The 25,431-nt window shown below is 44.9% G+C and carries 27 protein-coding genes; 11 read left to right on the top strand and 16 right to left on the bottom strand.

What is annotated here, in order from left to right:
* Positions 1–200 precede the first annotated feature (200 nt).
* The gene (locus L1076_RS13370) at positions 201–629 is read left to right on the top strand and encodes a hypothetical protein (protein WP_104037524.1); all 429 of its coding nucleotides are present in this window, start codon (positions 201–203) and stop codon (positions 627–629) included.
* Positions 630–638: 9 nt separating this feature from the next.
* Complete coding sequence (locus L1076_RS13365) at positions 639–1,313, top strand: Crp/Fnr family transcriptional regulator (RefSeq protein ID WP_038873229.1); 675 nt, start codon at positions 639–641, stop codon at positions 1,311–1,313.
* A 67-nt stretch (positions 1,314–1,380) separates the two neighbouring features.
* On the opposite strand, the gene tsgA is transcribed toward L1076_RS13365, so the two are convergent.
* From tsgA to L1076_RS13340, 5 genes are all read right to left on the bottom strand, one after another.
* A complete protein-coding gene (tsgA, locus tag L1076_RS13360) occupies positions 1,381–2,547 on the bottom strand; it encodes an MFS transporter TsgA (protein WP_104037525.1) in 1,167 nt (388 codons plus the stop codon).
* An 85-nt stretch (positions 2,548–2,632) separates the two neighbouring features.
* Complete coding sequence (deoD, locus tag L1076_RS13355; protein ID WP_005439921.1) at positions 2,633–3,340, bottom strand: purine-nucleoside phosphorylase; 708 nt, start codon at positions 3,338–3,340, stop codon at positions 2,633–2,635.
* Between the two features lie 399 nt (positions 3,341–3,739).
* The gene (locus tag L1076_RS13350) at positions 3,740–4,879 is read right to left on the bottom strand and encodes a diguanylate cyclase (protein WP_237303761.1); all 1,140 of its coding nucleotides are present in this window, start codon (positions 4,877–4,879) and stop codon (positions 3,740–3,742) included.
* 198 nt (positions 4,880–5,077) lie between these two features.
* Positions 5,078–6,244 (bottom strand): 23S rRNA (adenine(1618)-N(6))-methyltransferase RlmF, encoded by a 1,167-nt coding sequence (rlmF, locus tag L1076_RS13345; protein WP_237303760.1) that lies wholly within the window; start codon positions 6,242–6,244, stop codon positions 5,078–5,080.
* A complete protein-coding gene (locus tag L1076_RS13340) occupies positions 6,231–6,746 on the bottom strand; it encodes a M48 family metallopeptidase (RefSeq protein WP_005427832.1) in 516 nt (171 codons plus the stop codon). The genes rlmF and L1076_RS13340 overlap by 14 nt, the downstream gene beginning before the upstream one ends.
* A 139-nt stretch (positions 6,747–6,885) precedes the next feature.
* Between L1076_RS13340 and L1076_RS13335 the strand changes: the two genes are divergently transcribed.
* The 4 genes from L1076_RS13335 (at position 6,886) to L1076_RS13320 (ending at position 10,639) form a co-directional block, all read left to right on the top strand.
* Complete coding sequence (locus L1076_RS13335) at positions 6,886–7,113, top strand: glutaredoxin family protein (RefSeq protein ID WP_038874778.1); 228 nt, start codon at positions 6,886–6,888, stop codon at positions 7,111–7,113.
* A 275-nt stretch (positions 7,114–7,388) separates the two neighbouring features.
* Entirely contained in the window at positions 7,389–8,495 is a 1,107-nt protein-coding gene (locus L1076_RS13330; RefSeq protein WP_104037528.1) for an HlyD family secretion protein, read from the top strand.
* Positions 8,485–9,486 (top strand): DUF2955 domain-containing protein, encoded by a 1,002-nt coding sequence (locus tag L1076_RS13325; protein ID WP_104037529.1) that lies wholly within the window; start codon positions 8,485–8,487, stop codon positions 9,484–9,486. The genes L1076_RS13330 and L1076_RS13325 overlap by 11 nt, the downstream gene beginning before the upstream one ends.
* A gap of 133 nt (positions 9,487–9,619) precedes the next feature.
* Positions 9,620–10,639: a hypothetical protein gene (locus L1076_RS13320; protein WP_237303759.1), complete on the top strand. Its 1,020-nt coding sequence runs from the start codon at positions 9,620–9,622 to the stop codon at positions 10,637–10,639.
* A gap of 51 nt (positions 10,640–10,690) precedes the next feature.
* Here L1076_RS13320 and L1076_RS26985 read toward each other — a convergent pair whose 3' ends face one another.
* Positions 10,691–11,167, bottom strand: coding sequence for a prepilin-type N-terminal cleavage/methylation domain-containing protein (locus L1076_RS26985; RefSeq protein ID WP_104037531.1), 477 nt, complete (start codon positions 11,165–11,167; stop codon positions 10,691–10,693).
* A gap of 99 nt (positions 11,168–11,266) precedes the next feature.
* The gene (locus L1076_RS13310) at positions 11,267–12,136 is read right to left on the bottom strand and encodes a LysR family transcriptional regulator (RefSeq protein WP_237303758.1); all 870 of its coding nucleotides are present in this window, start codon (positions 12,134–12,136) and stop codon (positions 11,267–11,269) included.
* Positions 12,137–12,248: 112 nt separating this feature from the next.
* Here L1076_RS13310 and L1076_RS13305 point away from each other — a divergent pair, with 112 nt between their 5' ends.
* From L1076_RS13305 to L1076_RS13290, 4 genes are all read left to right on the top strand, one after another.
* Positions 12,249–13,460: an MFS transporter gene (locus tag L1076_RS13305; protein WP_237303757.1), complete on the top strand. Its 1,212-nt coding sequence runs from the start codon at positions 12,249–12,251 to the stop codon at positions 13,458–13,460.
* A gap of 82 nt (positions 13,461–13,542) precedes the next feature.
* Positions 13,543–14,124 (top strand): DUF1415 domain-containing protein, encoded by a 582-nt coding sequence (locus L1076_RS13300; protein WP_042601689.1) that lies wholly within the window; start codon positions 13,543–13,545, stop codon positions 14,122–14,124.
* A gap of 108 nt (positions 14,125–14,232) precedes the next feature.
* Positions 14,233–14,808, top strand: coding sequence for a nucleoside triphosphate pyrophosphohydrolase family protein (locus L1076_RS13295; protein WP_039985180.1), 576 nt, complete (start codon positions 14,233–14,235; stop codon positions 14,806–14,808).
* A 234-nt stretch (positions 14,809–15,042) separates the two neighbouring features.
* Positions 15,043–15,366: a hypothetical protein gene (locus tag L1076_RS13290; protein WP_039985168.1), complete on the top strand. Its 324-nt coding sequence runs from the start codon at positions 15,043–15,045 to the stop codon at positions 15,364–15,366.
* Positions 15,367–15,420: 54 nt separating this feature from the next.
* Here L1076_RS13290 and btuD read toward each other — a convergent pair whose 3' ends face one another.
* The 9 genes from btuD to L1076_RS13245 form a co-directional block, all read right to left on the bottom strand.
* Positions 15,421–16,188, bottom strand: coding sequence for a vitamin B12 ABC transporter ATP-binding protein BtuD (gene btuD, locus L1076_RS13285; RefSeq protein WP_171374352.1), 768 nt, complete (start codon positions 16,186–16,188; stop codon positions 15,421–15,423).
* The gene (btuC, locus tag L1076_RS13280; protein WP_039974539.1) at positions 16,175–17,170 is read right to left on the bottom strand and encodes a vitamin B12 ABC transporter permease BtuC; all 996 of its coding nucleotides are present in this window, start codon (positions 17,168–17,170) and stop codon (positions 16,175–16,177) included. Before btuC ends, btuD begins: the two co-directional genes overlap by 14 nt.
* A gap of 102 nt (positions 17,171–17,272) precedes the next feature.
* Positions 17,273–18,301 (bottom strand): succinylglutamate desuccinylase, encoded by a 1,029-nt coding sequence (locus tag L1076_RS13275; protein ID WP_039974538.1) that lies wholly within the window; start codon positions 18,299–18,301, stop codon positions 17,273–17,275.
* 238 nt (positions 18,302–18,539) lie between these two features.
* Positions 18,540–20,339: a M3 family oligoendopeptidase gene (locus L1076_RS13270; protein ID WP_237303756.1), complete on the bottom strand. Its 1,800-nt coding sequence runs from the start codon at positions 20,337–20,339 to the stop codon at positions 18,540–18,542.
* A gap of 82 nt (positions 20,340–20,421) precedes the next feature.
* Entirely contained in the window at positions 20,422–21,036 is a 615-nt protein-coding gene (gene cobC / locus L1076_RS13265) for an alpha-ribazole phosphatase (RefSeq protein WP_237303755.1), read from the bottom strand.
* 11 nt (positions 21,037–21,047) lie between these two features.
* A complete protein-coding gene (cobU, locus tag L1076_RS13260) occupies positions 21,048–21,581 on the bottom strand; it encodes a bifunctional adenosylcobinamide kinase/adenosylcobinamide-phosphate guanylyltransferase (RefSeq protein WP_237303754.1) in 534 nt (177 codons plus the stop codon).
* Complete coding sequence (locus tag L1076_RS13255) at positions 21,578–22,384, bottom strand: adenosylcobinamide-GDP ribazoletransferase (protein ID WP_237303753.1); 807 nt, start codon at positions 22,382–22,384, stop codon at positions 21,578–21,580. Before L1076_RS13255 ends, cobU begins: the two co-directional genes overlap by 4 nt.
* Complete coding sequence (gene cobT / locus L1076_RS13250) at positions 22,384–23,427, bottom strand: nicotinate-nucleotide--dimethylbenzimidazole phosphoribosyltransferase (protein ID WP_237303752.1); 1,044 nt, start codon at positions 23,425–23,427, stop codon at positions 22,384–22,386. The genes L1076_RS13255 and cobT overlap by 1 nt, the downstream gene beginning before the upstream one ends.
* 19 nt (positions 23,428–23,446) lie before the next feature.
* Positions 23,447–24,058 (bottom strand): flavin reductase family protein, encoded by a 612-nt coding sequence (locus tag L1076_RS13245; RefSeq protein WP_045407060.1) that lies wholly within the window; start codon positions 24,056–24,058, stop codon positions 23,447–23,449.
* A 670-nt stretch (positions 24,059–24,728) separates the two neighbouring features.
* On the opposite strand from L1076_RS13245, the gene L1076_RS13240 reads away from it, so the two are divergent.
* A complete protein-coding gene (locus tag L1076_RS13240) occupies positions 24,729–25,424 on the top strand; it encodes an NAD(P)H-binding protein (RefSeq protein WP_039974532.1) in 696 nt (231 codons plus the stop codon).
* Positions 25,425–25,431: the final 7 nt, after the last annotated feature.

Genomic DNA, 25,431 nt, shown 5'->3' with positions numbered 1-25,431 from the left:
ACCAATGTTATAAATCTGGAAATTCAAAATAAATATAGAGCACAAAAATACTATTTTCGTTTTCAAACGCTATTGTCAGGCTTTTGACAAGTTATCGCTGTTTTTTGAACAGCCAATTTGTACCTAAATCACCAGACGCTTTGGCTTTGTATACCTAACACGCTAGAATGCGCCCTCTTTTCCTTTTCTGACGCATTCCCATGACTGACGCTGATATCGAGCTGCAACACCTTTGGTTAGAAGTCCAAGCTGAACGCTGGCAGAACCTGTCACGCTTTTTGTTTAGCTATTACTGCTACAAACACAACCTCGTGAGTAAAACCAATAAAGTGTGCTGGGAAACTGCCCGTGCTTCACTACCTTGTTCTAAGACAATTACCGAGCGCAAACATGCGGTTATCGAACCATTGATACCGGAAGATACGGTCGTTGGACTATTAAAAACCATCAGTAAAGATGGCGACATGAGCTTTGAAATAATGGAGAGCACACTCGACACGTTTTTGCGCTATGTTGTGATCAGCAAACAAGAAAAAGCCCAGCTAAAACCCAACATGCCGACAGGCTGGTATCAGCAAGAGAGCAAGCCATTAATGGCACGTTTTGAGCACGCAGGTATTGTCATTTAAGGTACGTCGATGCAATTACAAACACTAGGTAAAGGACGCTTTGAGGCGCAATGGAGTGAAGATAAACATCTCATCGAAAAAACGATCCGAGATTGCATCTGTACGCGCCGAATTTTTGATGAAAACGAAAAGCTCCTAACCCAAGGTGAGCATGTCGAGAACTTATATTTGGTCGATTCAGGACGCATCTCCATGGGCGTTACAGCAAGAAACGGCAAAACCTTTCTGCTTGGTACGCTTGAGTGTGAACAACAAGTCTTTGGTGAGATGGAGTTCTTTACTGGCTATCGCTGCCAAATGGACATCGTTCCGGTAGAACCGGTTGAAGTTGCGATTATTGACGCGCAAAAGCTGCAAAAATGCTTGTTAGAACAGCCTCGACTGTCGCTTTACTTTGCCAGCGCCATCGCGATTGATTACCAAGATACGGTGGAGATTCTTTCTCGCCGATTACTCTACCCAATCACCTATAACGTAGCATACGACATCTATCATCAGTATTTAAATGACCTGCCAGTGGATGGGTTCCAAAAGAACTATTTGGAAGCGGAGCGATTTGCCACCTCAGACCGTGTTTATCGCCGCGCGGTGAAAGAGCTTGAAAGCAAAGGCTTTATCGCCAAAGAAAAGAAAGGATTACGTATTCTCGATTTGGACGGACTACGTAATTTTGTTGAAGAATAGCTGAGTTCTTCAATCGTAAATGAGAAAAGGTCTGCACAGTGCAGACCTTTTTGTTCTCTTAATTAATTTAAGCGGCTTGCGTTTGCTCTACTGCCTTAAACTTCATTGAAACCACCAGCATTGCGACGACTACTGCGTAGATAACAGGGATGGCGTACATCACGGTTTGCAGACCAACCACGCTTTCCATTACCGAACTGATAGCTGGGCTAAACATCGCACCCGCACTGCCGCTGATTAAGATGTAAGACACGTTCTTACTGGTTGCATTACGCACAAACGATACACCGTAAGCGATGAAAGCATTGTAAAGCGCAGCACAAGCAAAGCCGTAACCGTAAGTCAGGTATGACAACCATTCTAGTTTATCCGTAGTAACGATAACGCTGGTGATCACCATAGCAACAGAGATGATGGTCAGTAAGAAAGTCTGAATCTTCATGCGCGAAACAATCACGGTAGAAACCAACGCGCCAACCAGAGCTGCAGACCAGTATTGAGTGATGATGTTGCCCGCTTGCTCAAATGGAATATCAAACTTCTCTTTCACGAACATTGGCGCCCAAGTTAAGAAGGTGTATAGCGCAAGCATACCTAGGAACAAACCTACGCCACCGCTGATGATGCCGAAGTTCCATTCAGACTTTGCTTCTTGCTCTGAGCCGCTTTCACCACCGCATTGGTTAAAGTTAGTCAGCAGAGCAACAAACATGGTTGCCAACGCCACTACACCCACGCTTAGGTAACTGATGCTCCAGTTCATTGCGTTCGTCAGCGCGTAAGTGGTGATCAATGGGAAGACGACGCCTGCAACATTAAAGGTCGCATCTTGAACCACCAGCATGGTGCTTTGAATTTTGTCTTTCCACACCGATACCACGATAGTACCCGCGATACAAAGACCGACACCGCCACAGAAACCAATCACAGTCATGCCAAGCATCACGATAAACAAAGATGGAGCGAGGTATAGACTCAGTGCTGCCGCGGCAATCGCGCCGTAACACAATACGGTCATGCGTTTAATGCCGACTTTTTCAATTAAAAAGAAAGCCGCGATCGTACCGGCAAGTGCGCCACCGTTTAGTAGCGAGAAAATCGACGCGACTTCGTTAACGTTCGCATCAAAGGTGTTGGCAAGCGGTTCAACCAACATACCAAATTGGGTCGCAAAACCCGCCATGATGAAGTTGGCGAGAAAACTAATTGCGGTGAGTGTTATTTTATTTTTCATAATTCACTCCAAGGGCTCATGAGATAGATGTTCTTAGAATTAGAGAGCCAGAAAGCCAGCTCTCAAAGAAAACTTAATTGTAGGGTTAAGCTTTAATCGCAGTTTCTAGCGCAATTTCAATCATGTTATTGAAAGAAAGCTGACGCTCTTCTGCTGTGGTTTCTTCGCCAGTAATACAGTGATCAGACACGGTCAAAATCGCCAGCGATTCAATGCCGAATTGGTGTGCTAAGCCGTACAAGCCCGCGACTTCCATATCCACACCAAGCACGCCAAAGCGCTCTAGGGCTGGGATCATGTCTTCATCCGGATCGTAATAAAGATCGCCTGTGAAGATGTTACCCACTTTGACATCAATACCCTTCTCTTTCGCAGACATGTAAGCGTTGTGCAGCAATTCAAACGTTGCAGACGTTGCCATATGGTAGCCACTGCTGCGCTTAGCATTCGTCGGTGAATCTGTGCCTGCCGCTTGGGCTAGGATAACGTCACGCATGTGAACATCTTTTTGCGTCGCGCCGATGCTGCCGATTCGGATGATGCGTTTCACACCAAAGTCATTAATCAGTTCGTGACCGTAAAGCACCATTGATGGAATGCCCATGCCGTGCCCCATCACTGAAATGCGCTGACCTTTGTAGTAGCCGGTGTAGCCCAACATGTTACGAATGTCCGTAACCAGTTTGGCATCATCTAGGTAGGTTTCAGCGATATATTTCGCGCGTAGCGGATCGCCCGGCATGATAACAGTTGAAGCAAAATCTTCTGCAGAACCTGCGATATGAGCAGTCATAGTGTTTTCCTCTTTCGTTCTGATGGCGCAATCATAATGAGGAAACAGGGCAAAGTTTCAGGACAAAAGTCCGGTTTGAAAGTGCGATCTCTCATAACTGAGCAAACAGTAAATATGGGGTCGGTTCAACAGATAAACCGACGAAGTTGCATCGGTTCGAAGCGAATGATCATTAATGACTGAAATAGCTACGGTAAAGAAAGAAATATAAAAACAGATTACAAATTCTGTCATGGAGGTTTACAGGTTTGCTTTTTAATGAGAGGGCTGCTGATAACTTCAACTCATTCAATAAATCAGATTCATTGTCATTGATTTTTAAGAGTCTCTCAAAAGAAAAGTGGTAATTATGGTATTACTTTTCCTTTTTATTATATTTATAAAAATCACCTGTAGTTTTTATTTAGATTCAATAGTGAGTATAGATTCTGCAACAACCTTATTTCTTCCACTCAGTTTTGCTTTATATAAACACTGGTCTACTTTATCTAAGAAGTATCGAATGTCTAAGTGTATTTCTACCCGTTGACTAAATACGCCAATAGAGCTCGTTAGCAAGTGAGCCTGAGCATTATTTTCGCATAGGATTGAAAGTTTAGAGATCGATTCTCTCAATGACTCTGCGCGCTCAACGCAATGTTCATGCTCTGAGTCGACAAGCACAATCAAAAACTCTTCCCCACCCATTCGAAAAGCGATTTCGTCAACACCATTGAATTGCGAAGATAATAACGCCCCAACCTTGGTGATGGCCTCATCGCCCTTTAGGTGGCCAAGCTCGTCATTAAGTTGTTTGAAGTAATCTAAGTCAATGGAAATAAAGCTGACAGTTTGCTTTCCTGCTTGCGCTTTAGAAAGAATGTCTGGCGTCATGATGTTAAAGTATCGACGGTTATATAGTCCCGATAATTCATCCGTTATAGCAAGTTCTTGCAGCTTTTTGTTGAGACATCTCAACTCTTTCTCTGCCACAAAACGGCGATGTTTTTCTCTAACAAGCTCGATGGATTGCGTGGACACTTCAAAATACATTTTGAGAACGGTATCTGCGACTAAACCGTTGATACCTTGCAGTGTATCTACCGCATTCACTTTTGCCGTCTCTAAAGAATCGGTAGATTCCAACTCTTTCAATGCGACACTCATTTTCTTGTCGTCACCGATGATATGGAATACGAGCCAGCGAATTAAGAACTGCAGAATATGTTCGATAGATTCTTGCCAGTTGAGGGTTTTAGATTCAGATTGAATCTTGATGACTTCGTTGACAAACGACGCATGACTTTTCTTGTGATCATCATTCCAAACATCATCGAGAAAGTGTTCGTTCCAGATGCTTTCTTCAAAAGAGAAGTGGTATTGAGCGTAGTCTTTTAATTCACTAAACACACCGTCAACTTCTATTTGATCATCATAAATCAACGTATTGGCTAATTTATTTACCAATAAAAAGAGATGGTAATGTTGTTCATCGACCTTTTTAATCCCTGTCTCAAAATTGTGATTCCAAGGAAAAATGATCAGTTCATTATCAGACATAACTATTCATGTATTAACACTATTTCTTGTGGGGAATAGTACCCCATGTTATTTAAAGTTGATAGCCCTTATAATCAAATCTATTAATCAGAAGAATAGCCAAATTTGTTATAAATATTAAATTAATAAATTTATTGTTAAAAAATAGCACCAACAGAGTGGTGCTATTTTTATTGGTTAGAAGTATGCTGTGAATAATTACTTTAATTCAATCCACGCTTTACGCTGCGATTTGTCCATGTAGGACCAAGCGATAAAACGGCTGACTTTTTGTCCTTGGCTCATTTCCACGATTCGGATCGCTTTGACACCCAACTTCTCAAGTTGTTTACGCATCGGGCGAACATTGTCTTTCTTTGAGATTAACGTGGTAAACCAAAGCACTTGCGCACTGAATGCTTGGCTTTCGTTCGCCATTTTGCGAATGAACGCAGCTTCACCACCTTCACACCATAGCTCAGCATTTTGACCACCAAAGTTAAGCGCGGGTTTATTGGCTTTTATTTGAGGCGTTTTCGCTTGATGAGCTTGAACCTTCACGCCCTTCTTACGCTGATTCGCTTTTAAATTGTCTAACTTACGCTGACTGCCCATCGCGGCTTCTTCAGCAGAACGATGGAATGGCGGGTTACAAGTCGTAATATCGTAGCGATCGCTTGGTTGGATAATACCGCGATAAATATTGGACTCACTGGTTTGTTGTACCAGTTCGATCTTACCGTTTAACGAGGCGTTACGTTTTGTGATTGCTCGTGCTGATTCAATCGATTTTGGGTCAACATCGCTACCGGTGTAATGCCATCCATATTGAGTCACACCTACGATTGGGTAAATACAGTTTGCTCCAACACCGACATCAAGTGCTCGCACTTTATGGTGGGCGTATTTGCCTTTTACTTCACCATCGAGCAACTCCGCTACACGATGAACGTAATCCGCGCGCCCAGGAATAGGCGGGCACAAGTAAGTATCAGGGATATCCCAATATTCAATATCATAATGCGCCGCCAGCAATGCTTTATTGAGCATCTTGACGGCCTTTGGATCGGAGAAGTTGATTGAATCTTCCCCTTTCGGATTCTTTATCACAAATGATTTGAGCTGAGGCTCTGCTGTGATTAGCTTTTTGAAATCGTAGCGACCTCGATGTGCATTACGTTCATGCAATCCACTTTTAGCAATTTTGATCACTTCCACATCGCTGCTTTTGTTCGCGGCGTTAGTTTTCAGACCTGTGCTTTTTGTAGCTTTTGCTGTCGGCTTATTTTTCACACGCTTTGGTTTGATCTTGGTAGCATCTTTGCTCGGCTTAGACTTCGCCGATTTTGGCTGAACTTGTTTCGCGTTGTGATTATTGGTCTTCATTCGAATTCGCTTTTAAATCGAGGTAAATCATAAACAGACGAGCATCAAATTCGAGTTGGTGATACTCAGGTTCCATATAACAGCACAGTTGGTAAAAGGCTTTGTCGTGGTTTTTCTCACGAGTATGCGCCAACTCATGCACCACCAGCATGCGTAATAACGCTTCAGGTGCATCTTTAAACACGTTCGCAATGCGAATCTCATTTTTCGACTTTAGTTTGCCGCCATGGTTACGGCTTATCACGCTATGCAAACCAAGTGCATTGTTGACGGCGTGAATTTTCTTATCGTAGACCACTTTGCTAATTGGCGCGGCTTTCTTCATGTAGCGGTTTTTGATCGCTATAGCGTATTCGTAGAGTGCCTTTTCGCTTTTGATTTGGTGTCTATCTGGGTAGCGTTTTTCGAACCAAGGCACCAGTTTACCGCTATCGATGAGTGAACTGACTTGCTCGACAATGTTCTGCGGATAACCTTGAATGTATCGAAGTGACGGATGCATGCGTATTAAGTCTGCTATGACAAAAGAAAGGCGCTAAATATACCCGAGATGAGCAAGAGTTTCATCTTAGGTTTCGAGCTTTCCTTTGTTGCGAAACCTCGCTAAACTTCGCCTCCCGACGATAATGGAGAGAAATTGAATGAAACGTGTCGTTCTTTACGTCAAAGACAAATGCCCACACTGCAAAGATGCTCAACGTTATCTTGATTCGAAAAATATTAACTACCGCTTGTGCAACGCAAAGATGCAGCGCGGTCGCAAAGAGCTCGATGCTCTGGGGGCTCGCTCTGTACCTGTACTGAAGATTGGCGATCAAGTCATGATTGGCTGGAACCCAAAGAACTTTGAAAAAATGTACAGCAACTAAGTGACGTATTAATCTATTTGCTTGGTTACTTAATCCACACTAAAGAGCTTCTCCAAAGAGAGGCTCTTTTTGTATCTGCCCGCCCTATTTCTTTGTCTGTCGCTCTTATTCAAACCATTACTCTGCAAAATTTTCGAATGTCGCATAATGGCAATTTTCACTTCCTTACACACTGTATTTTTACACTCACGCCAACTGGTCTCAGTTTAATTCGCGCCAATCTTGCGTCGTTCATAAACTCTGACCGTTCTTTTCTATCATCAGTGAGTGTGAATATGTCAGACACAGCAGCAGAAAACCAAGTAAGCCAGACGCCGAAACCGGTTAATAAGGTCAAGCGCACAACCAATGCATTATTGGCACTCACTATGGTGTCCATTGGTACAGCGATTGTGGCAGATCGCATCATTCCGACGACCGATAATGTCCGCGTGGAAGGCAATGTCGTCTCATTGATCCCACAAGTTTCTGGCCAAGTAGACAGTGTCAGCATTAAACCAAATACCCAAGTCAAAAAAGGCGATGTGCTACTGCAAATTAGTACCACCGATCACCAGATTGCGGTTAAGCAAGCAGAAGCAAAGCTCAAAATCGCAGGACAGAATGTTGGCTCGCAAATGGCAGGTGTGATGTCGGCACAAGCTCAATTGACCACCGCGCTCGTGGCACAAGAAAATGCTAAACGCCAAGGTCAACGAGTTTTAGCCATGGCAGAAAAAGGCGTGGTTTCAAAATCAGATGCAGACACAACTCGCGCAGCCATTGATAGAGCGAATGCCGATGTCGTTAACGCCAAAGCGAACCTTGAAAAAGCAAAAGCTCAGGTGGGAGCTGAAGGTGAAGAGAACGCTCAGATCCAATCGGCTTTACTGGACCTGCAACAAGCGCAACTGAACTTATCACGCACGACAATGCGAGCACCTTCTGATGGCGCAGTGACCAATTTTAATTTGTCGCAAGGCGCTTATGCCACGGCAGGTTCTCCCTTGATGACGTTTGTTGAAAGCGACGGCTTATGGCTTGAAGCCTTCTTCCGCGAAAACAGCATGGGTAATATTAGCGCCGGAGATAAAGTTGAAATTGCGCTCGATTATGCTCCGGGACAAACCTTCTCTGGTACGGTATCTTCCGTAGATTTAGGGGTTGCATGGGGCGCGAATAATCAGCCAGGCACCTTAGCCACCGTAAAAAATCAAAATGGTTGGCTACGTGACACACAACGTATGCCCGTGACCATTAAGCTCGATGATAAACATGCGGTTGACTTCATGCGCATCGGTGGACAAGCAGATGTGGTGATCTACACCGAGAGCAATGCTCTATTTAACTTTCTGGGCAAGATTTGGATCAATCTAGTGAGCGTGTTCTCTTATGTTAGATAGTCTGACTCAAGCACAAGAACGTCGAATCCTGCGCTATGTTGTCACTGTAGGTTTGGCTACTTTTATCGCGTTATGGTTTAACTGGCCTTTGGCATTTTGTACGCCTCTTTTGACTGCAAAATTCATCGTCGATAAACCGCAGTTTCATATTCTGCATATCAAACAACTTGGCTATGCGTTGATCTCCACTGCGGTCATTGGCTTTTTGGTATCGAGCGGCTTGCCAGAGTACAAAATAGGTTTTCTGGCTGTTCTGTCGCTGGGCATGTTGTGGAGCTATTACCTATTCACCGATCCGAAATGGGTAATGTTTGCCACTTTCTTGATGATTGCCCTGATTTTGATTCCATCGGTTACCATTATAGACAAGCAAGCCGCGTTAGACGTGGGCATCGGTTTTGCGTTTTCTGGTATCGTCGCCGTAGCGCTTTATGGGATGTCGCATGTTTACTTCCCAGAAGAGGATGCGACTGAATTTGCTGGCTTCCCCCCTTCACCCTTAAGCAAAGAAGTTCGTTGGAATGCTGCGATTCGAGCTTGGATGATGTCGTTTCCCTTGGTTTGTTTTTATTTCTATTTCCAACTGTCACAAATATTGCTCACCGTTGCGTTTGTCATGCTGCTTTCTCTGATGGCAACCAGCGACAAAGCGGGCAAGACATCATTGTTTTTTGTTATCAGCAATGTGTTAGGAGGACTACTCGCTTTCGCTGCCTTCGTTACCATTTCTCTGGTGCCAAATATGTACATCTACATGCTTGTGATGTTGGTGGTTATTACGTTACTTGGGACCAAGATTTACACCGAGCCCGCCAAAGCCCCAGTCTACGCCACTGCATTTACGGGCTTTATGGTATTAATGGGTACCTCCATGAGCAGCGGGGCGCTAGACGATAAGTTTTACGTTCGGATATGGCAGTTAGTTTTGGTCGTTGCCTACATGGTATTTGTGACCTATTTCTTCGAATCTCGCGACAAAAAGACCGCGTAGTCGCATTAAGCTTGGGCTCTTTGTAGTGCTCAAGCTTTCATCACTATTGTCGCAAACTGGCAATGAATATTTCATCAAATTGGTAATCTCATACCTTCCATATTGTTATTCACTGAAGGATGGGAAATACGCCATGCTCGATTCACTCGCTCAAAAATTCATCCCGCCAAAGCCTTACCTTGTGCTAGGCAACCGCATGTTTTTGCTTTCTATCGTGCTTCTTATCATCAGCGCGTATTTTTATGATGTCGGAGAAGCTTTTGTGGCGGTGGAAGTGGGAATTATCCACTACCTATATAATCTTAAATTCAGCACAACAAAGGACACGCTATTAGGTAGCCTTCATCCTTTGGTCATGACTTTGATTGCCGTACCACTTTCCATGGTGCCTATCACTTATGCGCCTTTTACTAGTGCGCTGTTTGCCTTCTTACTCGTCATAACAGAGCGCGATAAACACCATCAAGGAGTACCAAAGTACATTCTGCCGCTGACGTTTATGTTGTTATCGATGATGATGCCAGTAGATATCCCAGCCACAGAACTTATGCTTCAACGTTCAGTATCGGTTGTGCTTGGCATCACTGTGGCGATCATTGCTAGTACGTTGGTTTGGACAAACGCCAACACCCAGAATGGCTCGATGAGCACCACACATAAAATTGGTCGTGTTGATCTCAAGTACTCCAGCCGCAAAGCGCTAGGAATCGGCTTGGTGTTGTCGTTAGGCATATGGGGTGGCGCAGGAGCCGTTTTAGGTGCTTACCTATTTATGATGATCCACAGCCCGTTTAGCAAAGACTTAGCGCCAAAAGCATGGCAACGGTTATCAGGAACCTTGTTTGGCGCATTAGTTTATTTGCCTGTGGGATTGCTATTGGGCTCGTTCAACTCCGACATGGCAATGACAATAACCATGTGGGTTTTGGTCATCGCTTCGCTTTACGGCATCCTTGTGTATCTCGAACACAACTACACCATTGCCACGGCTTGTATCATGCTGCTTATTCTTACTGTATCGGTAGGTCCTTTTAATCCGGAAATGGCTGAATTTATCTTTTCGCAGCGAGTATTGTTCACGGTAATTGGTGGCGTTGCCATGGTGGCTCTTGGGGTTTTGATACCACTGAATGAGAAAGAGATAACTGCATAAAAAAGAAAAGCCTCCCAATTAAAGGGAGGCTTTCCATTGAACAGTTTGGTTTTAATAGGTAACTGTCACCGTACCTTTTCCACTCACATAGTCTACTGAGCCAGCATTGCGGTAGGTGAATTGACACGTACCTCCTACCTCAGGATCATTACTGCTCTCGTACGTTGCAACCAACTCTGTATCTAATGACTCATCTTCACTTGCACGAGAACCATCAATAATTGCATTCCACAACTTTGCGCAATCACCCTTACTCAACGCTGTTGGATATTCAGTAATGGTATTACCACGGAAAAAGCTGATAGATGTGTTGTCATCAAGTACGAGTTCTTTTGGCTCCCCTTCAATGATGTGCTTACCTTTGACGATACCCAAAGATGCCTCAAGCCCTCCCTTGAAACCATCTAATACAGCAATTTCTGCATCATCCTGTAAGTTCAAAAACTTAGGCGCCGCAGTTACAGCAAGTACCCCAAGCAGAACGATCACAACAACCAGTTCAATCAGACTAAAGCCTTTTTGATTCATACCATTACTCTCCCATTTGATTTACAGAACAATATACCGGAATGACATACTGTATTCAATGGGATAAATAATTTTTATCAAAAAGATTCAATATACGAATTAAACATACCGCTTCACAAAGTCAATGAAAGTACGGTCGGCGATGGATAGATAGCCTTGTTTTCGCCACGCGAGTGCAAGGTCGAGCTTAACGCTCGGTTCAAATGGAATACCCACCACCCCCTGTTCATGTTGTGTCACCAATTCGAGAAGCGCGGTAATAGCAAATTCTTGTTTAACGATACTCAGAATGAGCGGCAGCAAGTTGGTTTCGAATGAGGACTTCATCGTAAAGCCATGCTCTTCGCTGACGTGGTCTAAGAATTCTCGGTGGAAGTAGCCATGTTGGAACATCACCAAATCATGCTCGAAAAACTGGTCAAATGTGATGGCACTGCGCTGAGCTAAGTCATGTTCCGGAGCCACGACGGCGACCATTTGGCTAGTAAACAGATGGTCAGTTTCTAAGTCTTCTGGTACATCGTCACAGCTGATCACGCCAATATCGAGCTGACCATTAAGTAACATTCGACGGATAGACTGTGTCCCCGCCTCCACCAGCGTCAGCTTTAAATCTGGATACTGGCTCTTAAACGCCATAACAATTCGAGGGAAAAAATAGCTGCCCATCATTGAAGGCGTACCAAGTCGCACTTCCCCTTTGGCTAAACCTTTGAGTTCATCAATTGCTAACTGCGCATCGTGTAACTGCTGAATTACTCGCTTAGCGTGAACAAACAGGGTTTCCCCTTCTTTGGTTAAGCTGATTTTCTTTTCTTCTCGGCGAAACAGCGTCACGCCAAGAGACTGTTCGAACTTCTTAATTGAAATACTTAACGCTGGCTGAGCAATGTGCAAAGCCTTAGCTGCATGAGTAATGTTGCCGTGTTCAGCAACTGCCAAAAAATGTTTGAGTTGTTTCGATTCCATTAGATCAAAAATATATACCAACCATATTTTTAATATATTTTTTCAATCCACAACTAACTGATAGATTGATCACAGTTTCTTTATATTTGCTCGCTCGCATTAGGCAGGACTCATGGTCAGTTTCGGCTCTCCGGAATACAAACGCATTACGCTATCTCTGGCGCTCGGCTCGTTTTTGGTTTTCTCGAACCTTTATCTCCTTCAGCCGATGCTGCCAAGCTTTGCGGCGCACTTTCAGATCTCGGAAACGCAGGTTAACTGGCTATTCGCCGCCACCACACTAGCTCTCTCCTTTAGCTTGGTCCCGATGGCTGTGCTTTCTGAATCGATTGGGCGCAAACCTGTAATGATGTTTGGTCTGTTTTCGCTCCCAGCTATCTCCGCACTAATGTTACTTGGTGATTCGTTTTTATTCTTAGTCGTGTGCCGAGCTTTGATCGGTGTTGCGCTTGCTGCGTTTGCTGCTGTTGCCGTTGCTTATATGGCGGAAGAGCTAGATAAACACGCATTTTCAATGGCGATCGGTACTTATATCGCAGCCAATTCATTGGGGGGGATCGCAGGGCGCATCAGCGGAGGTTTGTTGGCAGACAACTTCAGCATCGATGTCGCCATCGAAGTCATGATGCTATTCACCCTTATCGGCGTGGTCAGCGTGCACTACTTGCTGCCAAAGCAGAAAAACTTCACCCCTTCTTCAAGCAGTTTAAGACACCACAATAAAGCTATTGTCGGACACTTCAAAAATCAACGTGTGTGGTTCGCCATGCTGATTGGTGGTTTGAATTTTGCGTTGTTTGTTAATCTTTATTCGGTAATGGGATTCCGCTTGGTCAGTGCGCCACATAATGTGCCTGTCGGGTTAGCTTCTCTCATCTTTGTTTGCTATTTAGGTGGTACGTTCTCTTCCCGCTGCGCCGGACATTGGAGTAAACGCTTTTCGCCGATACTTGGCATGTTTTTGGGCTCTATCGTCAGCATGGCTGGCATGTGGATCGCGGTGATTGAAAGCATACCCGCAATGTTGACAGGTTTGTTATTGATCAGTTTTGGTGCGTTCTTCACTCACACGCTCGCCTACGGCTGGGTTGGACAAAACGCAACACAAGCAAAAGCGACAGCGACCGCATTGTATCTCGTGCATTACTATATTGGCGGCAGTTTAGGTGGATTCCTATTGCTCTATTGCTGGCAAAACGGCGGTTGGTCGAGTGTACTCATCGGTGGCAGTGCACTGTACATTGCCATGTTCGCTGCTATCGCATTCTTAAAACACATCACAGAGCGAATCGACGCTGGCGATAACGCAGACATAACGGCTTAATGAAGCGTTAAGTCCCATTGATTTTATGTTGTGGCGCTGGTCTGCTATGCTTGCGCCACATTCATAAAAGCAAGAAAGTCGTATGCCAACGCGCTCAACACAAGAATCACCAAACACCGATATCAATGCGATCACAGAGCAAGTCGATCAATGGCTCAACGATGTCGTGATCGGGTTAAATCTCTGCCCGTTCGCCGCTAAGCCACAGCGCAATAAACAAATCAAAATCTTCGTTAGTGAAGCCTCGCAAGAAGAAGCTCTACTTGAAGACATTTTGCTGCAACTGATCGAACTCAGTAGTACCGAGCCAGAAAAACTGGAGACAACCTTGGTTGTGGTTCCAAACATGCTGCAAGATTTCTGGGATTACAACTTCTTCATTGATTGGGTTGAAGGCTTGATCAAACAGCAAGATTGGGAAGGCATTTTCCAAGTTGCCACCTTCCATCCTGATTACTGTTTTGGCGGTGCAGAACCAGAAGATGATGAAAACCTGACGAATCGCTCTCCATACCCAGTGTTTCATTTGATCCGTGAGGAGAGCATGGAAAAGGTACTTAAGCACTACCCTGATCCAGAGTCTATTCCAGATACTAATATCGCACGTGTCTCAGCGCTTTCAGAAGAAGAACGTAAGAAGCTCTTCCCTTACCTCTTCCGCTAAAACTCACTCCCCAAGAGACAGAATTCTAACCAGTTAGAATGGGATCGCTTGGGGATTAAAGTTCGGTTTGATATGATTGCGACTTCAATCGATTCAATGGACATTAGAATGCAACTGTCAAAGCTAACCCAAGAGATTTTTGATCACCTATACCGTGACATCACCGAGTTCCGTAGCACTTTCGACCTACCAGTGGCGGATGTTGCAAGCCTAGACGCACAAGCAGATACGCTACACACTTCTCTTGCGATCGAAGAGCTTACTGAACTAGCGGAAGCGGATTGCAAAACCGAGCAAGCAGACGCAATCATTGACAGCGTTTACGTTCTAATGGGTCGTCTAGTACACCTTGGTGACAGCAAAGTTGAAGATAACCTAGCGATCAGCTACCTGATCGATCTACTGCTTAACGTAGCGGTGAACCGTGGTATCGACTTTATCCCTTGCTGGGACGAAGTGCATTCAAGCAACATGAGCAAAGTGTGTCGCAACGAACAGGAATACGCAGAAACAGAAACGTTCTACGCTGAACAAGGCATCAAACTGATGGCGGTTCAAAAAGGCGAATACATCATTGCGAAATGCGCAGAAGATTTTGTATCTGAAGGCAAAACGGTACGTAAAGGCAAGGTTCTAAAATCGGTTTACTACCGCCCTGCCGACCTTAAGCCACTTACACAGTAAGTCGTCCATTAGGCACTACAGATAAAATACAGCGCCCACAATACTCGATATTGTGGGCGCTTTTTTATGTCTACTCAGAGCGTCATTACTTAAAAGTTAAGCCTCATTGAATCTCTGGCCAATGAAGCTAAATCCATGCTTTAACTCCACTAAACACCTGTTCAGTATTTATTGATATTTCTGAGGTCTATCTCTCTGATAACCTTATCTCAGTTACCATATCGTGGATTACCTATGATTCATATATCTCAGGTGTTGCCGTTAGTCGAAAAACAGCTCAAAGAATTGCAGCCTAAAGAAGCGGTAGAGTTTAAGACTTACAAAAGAGACCGCGGCTTTCTGATTTACTGTTTAACAGATAGTGAGTTCCAAATTGTTGAAACGGGGTATCACAATCAAACAATGACGGGAGATTTGGTCAGTACGCGTAAACACGTTAAGAAAGCCCTACGACGAGAGTTTCCGAGAAGTAATAAAGTTTGGGTGGAGTACTTTCAGAGTGTCGATAACCCATTAGATATCAAAAAGTCCCATTCACATCAGATGCCTCTGTTTTAGTCTCACTACGAAGAAACAGTTTGGCATCTGGCTGCACTGTATTCCTTTAGGATACTAATCAAAAATTAGATACGGCCTTTCTTCTACTAAGACTTTCTTAACTTGAGTTTGGAACACCGCAGCTAATCCTTCTTCTGATAGCACCTCATCGGCATCACCGGAAGAATGCAATACGCCGTTACTGAGCAGTAGTACCTTGTCAGCATGCCTAAGCGTTCGATTTAGGTCGTGGTTTGCGACCAACACCCCGATGCCTTGCGCAGCGACTGCATTAATGAGCTGATATAGCAGTCCTTCTTGGGCAATATCCAACGGCGCTGCGGGTTCATCCAAAATCAATAGCTGAGAGTATGGGTTAATTGTTCGCCACACTTGCAAGCACACCCCAGCTAGACGGACACGCTGCCATTCACCACCGGATAATGTCTGAATGCTTCGATGAAGCTTGTCTTGCAATTGCACCAGCTCAATAACGATGTTAACAGCATCTCGTACTTTCGCATCGCTGATATTGGCACCCGTTGGCAGTGAAAGTGCTAAGTATTGAAAGACATCAACATTGAACGCAGGTCTTGATTGTTGACACAAATACCCGCGGATATGCGCTTGTTCTGAAAGTGGCATTGTGAGCAAGTCGTTATTGTCGACAAGTACTTCCCCACTTACACCTTCACGCTGATTTAAGGTGCCCGATATCGCGCCAAGTAATGTGCTTTTCCCAGAGCCGTTTGGACCCACGACATGCACAACCTCACCCGGCTTACATTCAAAGGACAACGGTAGCAGTCGACTTCCAACTGCGATGTGCTTAACGTGCATCATGACTTTTCACCAGCATCCAAATGAAGATAGGCGCACCGATAGAAGTGGTCATCACTCCGAGAGGTAGCTCTGCGGAATCGAGCAACAAACGCGCGCCGATATCCGCAAACACCAATAAAGCTGCGCCAGATATTGCCGACAGAGGCAACAGGTAACGGTTTTCTGTACCAAACGCTAATCGAAGCAAATGCGGCACGACTAAGCCCACAAAGCTAATGATCCCACCCAATGCAACAGAACCACCAACGAGAATGGAAATTGCCAAAATGAGCTTCCAGCGCATCTGATGAACATCAATACCCAGTTGAGTTGCATGGATTTCCCCAAGCATCAACTTATCCAGCGGCTTGCCCTTGCTGCAGAGCCAAATCAGCACAGGTAGCATGACTAAAGTGACGGTGTGCTGATACCAACTTGCACCACCAATGCTGCCCATTAACCAGTACATTAACTGACGGAGGCTTAAGTCATCGCTAAAGTAGAATGCCCAAGTCACAATGGCGCTCGACAGAATACCCAGAGCAACACCGACAAGCAGCAGCCTTGCGGTAGTGAGATGCATCGCTCGCGCTATGCCAACCAATATGACGGTGAATAGCATCGAGCCAGCGATCGCGGCTAACATAAAAATCATTGGGGAAGGCAAAACAGGCAAAGCAAACATAGCTAGCACCATCGCCAAACTCGCGCCCCCCGAGATCCCGAGAACGCCGGGTTCGGCTAATACGTTCCCAAGCAAGACTTGCAATGTTGCCCCTGAGACCGCTAATGCGGCGCCAATTATCGCAGCGGCTACCAAACGTGGCAGACGCAAATCCAATAACAGTTTTTGTTCAAACGCAGAAAGAGATTGAAAAGGAGAAAGGAAAACCTCTCCGACCATCAAATGAATGGCAGAGAGCAGCACGAGAATCACTGACATAATCAAAAGATTGCGTTGCCAGCGTCGCTCCTTGTTCAGGATAAGTTGTTGAAAATCCATAGTGGCCGATAAATACAAACGAGGCTTAACCTTACAGTTAAGCCTCGGTAAATTGCAAATGACTTAGTATGCTTATTTACCCTATTTTAGGGCTTATTCGCATCAATCGTAGACTAATTCGCCATCTTCAAAGCGTGTTTTCACTTCACACACCATTAACGCTGCTCGCTGCCCGATAGCAACATGGCGATTTGGGAAGACTATTGCTTCATTGTCGTTTTTGGCCATTAACGGTTTATCTCCATCATGACCAAACACTTCCCCATGAACAAATGCGGTAAAGTTCTCGACGTTATCATCAAACATGAAATCGAAATCTTCATGTAAGCGCACAATTGTACGGCTTACGCGGTACTTAATACATGGCTTAGATAAGTGCTCTGCTTTTGATTCTGCAATTAAATTACGTAAAGAGAGGTCAAATGCAGTCATCTTATCGAGATCGTTTTCACCAATGCGAGCAACACGGCCAAGTTCCATAGTCAGTGCTTGCGCACCGTAGTTTTCCGCACTAAACCAACTAAATGTACTCGATGGAGAGTTAGACAGTAGCACCGCTTCAATATGTGCGCTGTCTAAAAAATCAATAAGTGCTTTACTACGTACCGGATGGCGCGTTTTCGGACTCACCGCAAAGGTATAATGCTTTGACCCACGAATCGCACAGTGTAAATCAAGATGCCAACGAGTGTTTTCCGTCGTGTCTTGGTAGAAATCTCTCACCAACAGTTTGAGTGTATCTGCGATAGCAAGCTCTTTGGTTGGTTCGTGTTGTTTGTCGTCAAAGAGACGATTGAGGTTTTCTTCAAGAAATCGCGTATGGGCCAGTGTTGATTCTGGATGGGCGATAATAAATAGACAACGAGCTTTGATTTTTTGGAAACCGGATTCAATGTCTTTAATGATTGAATCCACTAACTCCATCGGTGCAGTTTCGTCCCCATGGACACCGCATGAAATGATGATGTTCTTGGTCTCCTGAGTGTATTCATCAGGAATTACTTCGAGCACACCACGTTGATAGAGTTTCAGTTTTACACCGTTAGTCAGCACCTGCTCCGCTGGCGCAACATCAATATGAACATCTAACGTGTCAGTTAAAAACGATTGGCGAAAGAGAGACTTCGTCATGCGTTACTCCTTAATAGCACGGCAGGTATGTTAATAAATTGTACAAAGGATTTTTGTTGTTGCGATCCCACTTATGAGTAGAAACCGTCAATTTTCACGAAAATCCCATACCTTTCCGGACCATGCACTCAAACCAAGCATTGAGGCGTATGTTTTTTGAACAATTACAAAGTGTTAGGGCTGTGAACTTTACCACAGCCCTAAATAAGATCATCACGATCTGATCAACTTTTCGTACTTACTCACTACGTTGTGCGAGTAAACGTTCAAATTCGTCTACTTTGTCACGAACGAGCTCGACGCTCTGCTGCCAAAATTCTGGTTGCGTAAGATCCATCGATAAGTGTTTGGCTACTACGTCCTCTGCCATCATATTGCCAGTATCACGCAACAATTCCACGTAGTCACTGTAGAAGCTCTCACCTTTCGAAGCGCGCTGCGCGTAAATGCCTTTACTGAACAAGAAGCCGAACAGATATGGGTAGTTGTAGAAACTCACACCAGAAATTGAGAAGTGCAGTTTGCTCGCCCAGAAATAGGGGTCAGCTTCGCTCATCACATCGCCATACCAATCTTTCCATGTTTCTGACATCAGTTCACAGAAGTCATCAGCTGTCAGTTCACCCTCTTGGCGACGTTCGTAGAACGCTTTCTCGAACTCATAACGAACTGGAATATTGATCATCAGCGCCAACGCCGAAGAGAGCTCTTCCCACAGCATTTCGAGCTTATCATCCACACTTTCTGCTTTTGAAATCAGATGATCGCGAACGATGTTTTCAGCGAAAATCGAGGCGGTTTCTGCCAACGTCATTGGGTAGTAAGTTTGGCAAAGCGGTAAGTCACGAATCACCCAGTTGTGGAATGCGTGACCAAGCTCATGAGCAAGCGTCATCAGGTCTGAGCGGCTACCACTCCACGTCATAAAGACAAGTGGCGTACGTGTCGCTGGCAGCTTGGTACAGTACGCACCAAGGCGTTTATTGGCATTGGGTGCTGCATCAATCCAACCGTTTTGTACCATCATGCGGACAAACTCGGACATGTCTGGATTCACGGTTTCGAACGCTTCACAAATGACGTCGATTGCTTCATCAAAGGGGTAAACTTTCGCTTCACCACTTAGAGCAGGCATCGCAGCGAGGTGATTCCATGGTTTCATCTCATCAAAACCATGTACTTTTGCCATTAGTAAGCCCGCTTTCTGGCCTATTTCACGGCTGTCTTTTGCAACCGTCATCATTGAGTCAAGCGTTTCAGCTTTGATTCGGCTGCCATGCAAACTTGGATCAAGGAAATGAACATCACGTTTAACAGAACGCTTTTTGTTTTCCGTTAAACGCCAGCCTGAAAGTGCATTGAGAATCGCTGCGAACGATTCTTGATGTGTGGACATCGCCTTTTGCACACCACGCCATGCACCTTCTTGACGCTCAAACTCAGAGCCATAAAGAATACTTGCCGCTTGGGAGAAGCCGAGCTCTTCGATCTCGCTATCCGCATGTTCTAATTGAACTTTTAATGAACCTGTAAGGTTATTGTAAAGCTTGCCCCACGCCGATTTCCCATCCACGCTCATCGCGGCTAACAACTTTTCTTCTTCGGTGCTTAGGCGTGTGTCAGCCAGTTTGCGAGAGTTCAGGATTGAAAACGCCTGACCATTAATGTCTGGATTTTCATGATCCAAAACGCGAGTAATGAACTCTTCATCAGCGTGAGTCAATTTAAGCTCAAAGGCACTGTAAGCTTGAGAAAGCTCGGAGAAGATACGCGTCATACGACCTAGCAGTGCTTTCGCCTCTGCATTTGTCGCATCCACTGACGCGTAACAGTTAGCGAAGTTCGCAATCGTGCCAGCCAAACGGCTTGCAGCCTCGCTGGTTAAGATTGCGTTTTGCATCACTTCAACAGAGTTACAATCAGCAGACTGTTTATTGAGTAGGTCAATGCATTGCTCTACAAGGGCAATGTCATCTTGAATTCGTGGGTCAGCGAGATCGTTATAAACGATGGATAAATCCCAGCTAGGAGCGGTCATTTATGGTTCCTTTTGATGTAATCGAGCCAGCCCTTTTCTCTCTCAAGCTCGGTCGAGATCCAAGCGTTGGCTACTTCCATGACTAATTTTCAAATAGTGGTACGCCTATCGAACGAACTGAGGCGTAAATCTGATCATCGATGGTAATTGTTATATGTGTTACTGACGCATTTCCTATCGCTAATGTCGAATACCATCGCGGATTGCGCCAATCTACACCCAATACATGGGCAAGAATTATTCTAATTACGCCACCATGCGTGACAATTAGCAAGTTGTCATTGATATCATTAATAATTTGAGACCAAGCACAAGTTACACGATGAGAGAAATCATCCAAGCTCTCGGCATTCGGTAAGGTGTGTTGTGCCGGTGCTTTCCAAAACGCATCAAGCTTATTCCAGTGCTCAGAAAGCATGTCAAATGGGATGCCGTCGAAATCACCAAAATCCAACTCTTGAAGTTGTGGTTCTACACTTAAAGGCAAAAGTTGCTGCTCAGCAAGTATCTCAGCAAGGTCGTGACAACGTGACAAAGGAGAGCTGATGACCCCTTCGACTTCTCGACCCATTTGCTGCCAGGCTTGAGCAATTTTGCGTTGCTCAACATCATCCACTTTTAAATCGGCTTGTCCGTGTAAACCTGGGGCTGCGTTCACTTTTCCGTGTCGCAGTAAATAGATATTCAGCGTTTTCATCTCTTCCCTTACTATGGTTTGAGTTCAAGTGGCAAGCCTGCTGCGACAAACGTGACATGCTCACACACTGTCGCCAACTTTTGATTCATCCGTCCCGCATTATCAACAAAGTAGCGACTGATGGCACCAAGCGGCACAATGCCCATGCCGACTTCGTTAGACACAAAAATTAGCGTCGCTTCAGATTGTGCTGCCGCATTCACCACCCGCTCAATTTTTTCCTCTAACCGCTTATTACAACAGTCATCACCGAGTTCAAAAATCCAGTTGTTGAGCCAAAGCGTGAGGCAGTCAACTAACACAACATCTTGAAAAGAAAAATCACAAATGAGCTCAGGCAAATTAAGCGGACATTCATGTTCAATCCACCCAGCCCCACGCTGCAGTTTATGATGAGCAATGCGTTGCTTCATTTCATCATCAAAAGGCAATGCCGTCGCCACATAGTGAAGCGTTCCGTTTTTATTTTTTGCCCACTGTTGCGCCTTGCTCTCTGCTAAGCTCGATTTTCCTGAGCGCGCACCACCTAGAATAAGTTGCTTCATAATGAATGACTAAATGCGATAAGAGTGAGATAAACAAGCAACTCTGCAAGCTGCTGCGCGGCACCAAGGCAATCGCCAGTAAATCCGCCGATACGTTTGGTCAGCCAGTGTTTAAAACCAGAACGAAACAGTGCCAATACCAATACAATCACAGCTGCCTGAGTCACACCCAGTAACAACGCGACAAACCCACCAGTTAAGAGAAGTATCGCGACCTCTAAGCTCGATTGTTTATTCGCTAACGGTTTGCTTTTCGAGGTATCCGCGTCACTAACGTAAGGCATGTCGTATATGAGAGTGGCAGCCAGTGCTCGGCTCACGGTGTACGCCACAACAATCATCAGCCAAAATTGAGGTTCATTGGCTAACTCGCTCCAAAATACAAACTTCGCCAGCAGCGCCATCATTAGCGTTGCCGCGCCGTACGTCCCAATGCGGCTGTCTTTCATGATGGTTAAGCGGCGCTCTAACGTCATACCACCGCCAATGCCATCCGCCATATCCGTTAAACCGTCTTCATGGAACGCGCCGGTAAGCAATAGGCTAAAAGCCATAGTTAACACGATGGCAACTGAGTTTGGGAACAATAAACTTGCCAGTGAAAACACAGCTGCGCACAGTAGCCCAAGCAACACACCGACCAAAGCAAAATATCGGCCTGCTTGGTTCATGCGCTTTTCACTGTAAGGTAAATCTGCGGGCACAGGTATACGGCTGAAAAAGCTAATTGCGAGTAAGAAAAGCTCACTCTGATAGCGCAAAGAACGAGTCTCTGAAGTGTGGGTATTCTCAGAAGCAGACACTAAACCGTCACTCCCGCACTCTCAAAACTTGCCATGTTGTTGTAAAACTGAGCCGCCGCTTTTACCAGTGGCAAAGCAAGCGCTGCTCCAGTTCCTTCACCTAAACGCAAACCAAGATCCAAGAGAGGCTCCGCTTGCAAACATTCCAGCACAAACTTGTGCCCATTCTCTTCTGAGTTATGAGCGAACAGCATGTAATCTCGCGTCTCTTCATCCAATAAAGTCGCGACGTAAGCGGCTACAGAGACGATAAATCCGTCGACTAAAACAGGCGTTTTGTGGCGTTTCGCTTCTAAGAATGCGCCAACCATTTGCACGATTTCAAACCCACCGACTTGTGCCAGTGCGCCTTTGCAATCAAGGTCACGGCAGCGATTCACACCTTGTGCGACTAACTTGATCTTACGGTTTAGCTGCTCTTGCGTAATACCCGTACCATAGCCAACGCAATGGTCGACTTCCAATGGGCTCAGAGCAGTTAACAATGCCGATGCAGAACTGGTATTGCCAATCCCCATCTCACCAAACATCAATAAGTTCGAGCCATTAAGGATCGCCTGCTGCGCGACTTGGGCACCATATTCCAAACCTAGCGCGACTTGTTCTAGTGACATCGCCGTTTGTTTAGCAAAGTTTGCCGTGCCATTTCCCAGACGTTTCTTAATCAAGTTGGGATGATTTTTAAAGTCAGGAACTAAGGTATCGATCGGTGATAACATGCCACAATCAATGACCTTAAATTCAATTTGGTTGAGATCGCAGAAACAATTAATGGCGGCGCCACCAGCGAGAAAATTCGCCACCATTTGTTGAGTCACAGCGCTTGGTACAATGCTCACCCCTTCTTCAGCGATGCCGTGATCACCAGCGAATACCAACATGGTTGGTTTGCGAATTTCTATTGTTTCAACCGCTTGCGGCTTATCTTGGCTTTGAATTAGCGCCAGTTCTAAGGCTACTTTTTCGAGCAAACCAAGAGCGCCTACTGGTTTAGTTTTGTTATCAATGCGAGCTTGAATTTCTGAGGCAAAAGAGCGATCCATGATGATGGTTCCTTATTCTTTATTTTGGACGAGCAACAGAGAACGTCTTTTCTAGCGTGGCGTACTCATTTCCACCAAGCCTTGCTAATGGGTCAACCGCAAGAGCGTCGACTTTTAAACGATCACCTTCCATGGATATGACCCGTTCATCGACATAAATGAGTTCAATTTCTGCAAAGATCAAACTTTGTGGTGTCTCCCCCATCTCTATCACTTCATGCAACTTACAGCCGAATGCAATTGGCGCGCCCTCTAGGCGTGGTAATTCGAAACCTTGGAAATCAATCGTCTCAAGTTGAGTCGTCTCCAGTTCAGATTCCCCATGCTCTAATGTGGCAGAAGATAAAGTGACTTTATCCGCGAGATCGCTGGGTGCAATATGGATAACCAACTTACCTGTCTCTAATGCATTTCGCGTGGTGTCTTTGATGTCACCATTGGGCTTTTTCCCCACAGAAATCATCAATAAAGGTGGGTGGCTGGAGACTGCAGTAAAGTAGGAGAATGGAGCGAGATTGAAGTTTTTCTCACCTGAGTCTGTGAGCACCCAAGCGATTGGGCGAGGAATGACAGTTTGAGTCATCAAATGGTACACCTGTGTTGGCGCAAGCGTACTGAGATCTATGTTCATACGACGTCCTTGGTCTTAGAAAACCGCGAGAGAAATGAGACTCCCGACAAATTGAGAGAACAAGTGTACCCCTCTCCCGTGCAATTTCATCTGATTTTCTCTTTTTGACAGCGCTTTTTGTCAATTCGACAGTCACATTGATAAAAATGTCATTTCAACAATCTTGTTCCACTAAGGAAAGCATTCAACTTAAACCAACTCAGTCTCAGTCATTTATTTTTCAGCGCTCTAATTGATAGCGTCCGATGGTCAAAATCAGCCCAACCAAACAACTTAAGGTATTGATAAATAAAGACTATCCAATAGATCACCCAACAAAAAATAGGCGTAAATGAAGCGAGAGCTGATTGCTTCATCGTCTGTATTTTGAAAGTTGGCACGTGTGATGCTTTAAAGAAATCGTCCCTAACAAAAAAGCGAGAAATTATGTTTGCCAATCAAAGTCGTCGCCCCGCTAAGAGAGGCAAGCCTAACCCAACCCGCCAACCTCGGCGATCCATACCCTTATCATTCTCCTAATAAAAAAGACCCGTTTGTCCCGCGGGTCTTTTTATTTTTGAAAAGACAAAACAAACAAGTTAAATATCAAACATTGTATTCATGCCTAATGTTTGTTCAGGTAAATCAGCTACAATAGCGTAAGCATTTGTTCTCTATGAGGAAGAAGACAATGAGTAACAACACGAACGCATGCGTCATCATTGCTGGTGCGACTGGGCTTGTCGGCAAAGCTGTCATCAATAAATTGGTTTCACAACCAAGTATTGATTCGCTCTACTCCCTTTCTCGAAAATCGTTGACTGATGTCGCCGATCCTGACAACAAGATTATTTCCATCTTAGATGCTGAGTTAGCCATTCATGACTGGGACGAACAACAACCTACCCCAAACGTCGGCTTTATTTGCTTAGGAACGACGCTAAAACAAGCAGGTAGTAAAGATGCTTTGCGCAGAATCGATGTGGAATTGGTGTGTAAAGTCGCGCAACAAATGAAGATGATCGGTGTGAAACGCCTAGCTGTGGTTTCCAGCTTAGGTGCAAAAGCCTCTTCATCATCTCATTATCTTGCTTGTAAGGGCCACATGGAAAAAAACATCGAGAAAATGGGCTTTGATGAAGTGGTATTTGCAAGACCTGGCCCCTTAGTCGGTCAACGTGAAAACCCCCGAACTGATGAAAAGCTCATTCAAACGCTTTTCAAAGTCATAAGGCCACTTATGCTGGGTAATTTGGCTAACTTTGTGCCAATTCATGCCCAAGATGTAGCCAAAGCGATGATTTACCAAGTTTTCAGCTATCAACAAGACCCTATCGTTTATTTGCATCGGAGAGAAATGCTCGACCTCATAAAGCACTACGATTAGAAATCTG

This window comes from Vibrio sp. MMG023 (genome assembly GCF_021654215.1).
Taxonomy (GTDB): Bacteria; Pseudomonadota; Gammaproteobacteria; order Enterobacterales; family Vibrionaceae; genus Vibrio; species Vibrio jasicida.
This window is presented reverse-complemented; position numbering and strand designations above follow the sequence as displayed.